The sequence below is a fragment of the Photorhabdus heterorhabditis genome (assembly GCF_018448905.1).
Lineage (GTDB): Bacteria > Pseudomonadota > Gammaproteobacteria > Enterobacterales > Enterobacteriaceae > Photorhabdus > Photorhabdus heterorhabditis.
In genome coordinates, this window is the sequence record NZ_RCWA01000097.1 from 1 (window position 1) to 2,736 (window position 2,736).

Annotated in this window: 1 protein-coding gene; it reads left to right on the top strand. The window is 56.6% G+C overall.

The window, feature by feature from the left end; genetic code table 11:
• Positions 1–2,736 (top strand): condensation domain-containing protein (locus tag EAE89_RS22590; protein WP_214086629.1); only part of this gene is annotated, 2,736 nt, incomplete at both ends.

The window sequence follows — 2,736 nt, forward strand, 5'->3', positions numbered from 1 at the left end:
GCACCGGGGATTTGGCCCGCTACCTGCCGGAGGGCAATCTGGAGTTCCTGGGCCGTAACGACCATCAGGTTAAAATCCGTGGTTTCAGGATAGAGCCGGGGGAAATTGAAGCCCGGTTGGTAGAACACCCGGCGGTGAATGAAGCGGTGGTACTGGCGCTGGGAGAAGGGCAGGAAAAACGGCTGGTGGCTTATGTGGCGGCGGAAGCCCATGAGGGGCTGGTCAACAGTCTGCGTACTCACCTGAGTGCGATTTTACCGGATTATATGGTGCCGTCGGCCTTTGTGCGGCTGGATGTGTTGCCATTGATGCCTAACGGTAAGTTGGATCGTCAGGCGCTGCCGGCCCCGGACAGTGAGGCGTTTGCCCGTCAGGTCTATGCGGCGCCGGAGGGGGAGACAGAAACCACCCTGGCGGCGATTTGGTGTGAGTTGCTGGGGATTGACCAGATCAGCCGGCACGATAATTTCTTTGCTTTGGGGGGCCATTCGTTGCTGGCGGTACGGATGATAAACCGGGTAGCGGCGTTGGGTGTTGAACTGCCGCTGACCACCCTGTTTACGTCTCCTACTTTGATGGCTTTTGCTGAGGTCATGGAGGCCCGGTCTGGTCAACAGAACGCTAGCCTGCCGGCCATTCTGCCGATATCCCGCGAGGAAGCGTTGCCGTTGTCATTTGCTCAACAGCGTCTGTGGTTCTTGGTTCAACTGGATGGTGTCAGCGAGACTTATCATATCCCGATGGCCCTGCGCTTAGGTGGTCAACTGGATATCGTGGCCTGGCAGCGGGCGCTGGATACCCTGTTCGCCCGTCATGAGGCGTTACGTTCTGTTTTTGTCTCGGTTGACGGTCAGCCGCAGGTACGGCTGTTGGAAGCGGATAGTGGCTTGCCTTTATCTCAACATGACCTGCGTGGACTCCCGGATGCCGACATAGTGCTTGAGCGCTTGAGCGTCGGAGAAACCTACACGTCATTTGATCTTGATCGAGGTCCGCTTATCCGTGCCTGCCTTATTCGGCTTGCCGATGACGAATACCGGTTCCTGCTCACCCAGCATCATATTATTTCTGATGGCTGGTCTGCCAGTGTGCTGATACGTGAACTGAACGCGCTCTATACGGCGTTTCTGGCCGGGCAACCGGACCCATTACCACCGCTGGTGATTCAATACCCGGATTACGCCGCCTGGCAGCGTCAGTGGCTGTCGGCTGAACGTACCCGGATTCAATCCGACTATTGGCGCACCATGCTGGCTGACGCGCCGGTTCTGCTGGATCTACCTACTGACCGGCCCCGTCCGCCTGAGCAGTCGTTTGCCGGCAATGTCGTGCCGGTTGTTTTGGATGCAGAGTTAACGACCGCCCTGAAACGCCTGAGTGAGCAGCACGGTGTCACGTTATTCATGACATTGTTATCCGCTTGGGCGACGGTCCTGTCGCGCCTGTCAGGTCAGGAAGATGTGGTGATTGGAACACCGAGTGCCGGTCGCAGTCGTCAGGAAGTGGAACCGTTGATCGGGTTCTTTGTGAATATGCTGGCGTTGCGCATGGATTTGTCCGGTGAACTGACCGTGACTGAATTACTGGCGCGTGTACGGCAAACCGCTTTAGCGGGACAGGAGCATCAGGATTTACCGTTTGAGCAGGTGGTGGAAATCGTGCAACCGCCACGCCGACTGGCGCATACGCCGTTGTTCCAGGTGATGTTTGCCTGGCAAAATAATGAGAACCCGGAATGGAAACTGCCGGGGCTAGGCGTGTCAGCGGTCGATCAAGCCTTTGATGTTGTCAAGTTTGATCTCGAACTTAGCTTGTCAGAACAGGAAGGCAGGATTGTGGGTACGCTGGGTTATGCCACCGCGCTGTTTGATCAACCGACCATAGAACGGCAGGTGGGATATCTGCACACGGTACTGCAAGCCATGGTTGCTCCTGCTCAACAGCGGATCGGGGAAATCGATATTTTGGCCCCGGCAGAGCGCAGGTTGTTACTGGAAACTTGGAACGCCACAGAAACCGCCTACCCTGACCCGTTATGTGTTCATCAGTTGTTTGAACAACAGGTGGAGAAAACCCCGGACTCAACTGCGTTAGTGCATGAAGCGCAGACCCTCAGTTATGCACAATTAAATGCCCGCGCTAACCAGCTGGCTCATCAGCTGATTGCTCTGGGCGTAGAGCCTGATCAGCGGGTGGCGATTTGCGTATCACGTTCTCCGGCCATGGTGGTGGGGATCTTGGCGGTACTGAAAGCTGGTGGGGCTTATGTGCCACTGGACCCGGCTTATCCGGGGGAACGTCTGGCTCATATTCTGACTGATGCCGCCCCGTCGATTGTCCTGGCAGACAGTACGGGATGCGGCGCACTGGGTGAGACAGCCCTGACCGGCCTGATTGTGCTTGACCCGAATACTCAGCCAGAGCAGCCGGACAGCAATCCACCGATATCTGCGCTGACTGCCAGTCATTTGGCGTACGTGATTTATACCTCCGGCTCTACCGGCGTACCCAAAGGGGTAATGATTGAGCACCGGAATACGGTGAACTTCTTGTGCTGGGCGCGGCAGGCGTTTGCGGCGGAAGAAAGCCGGGAGACACTTTTCTCGACATCGATGAACTTCGACCTGTCGATTTTTGAATGTCTGATGCCGTTGTCCCGGGGGGGGGCGATTCATCTGGTGGATGATGCCCTGTCATTGATGCAGCAGGCTTTGCCGGTGAGCTTACTCAACTCAG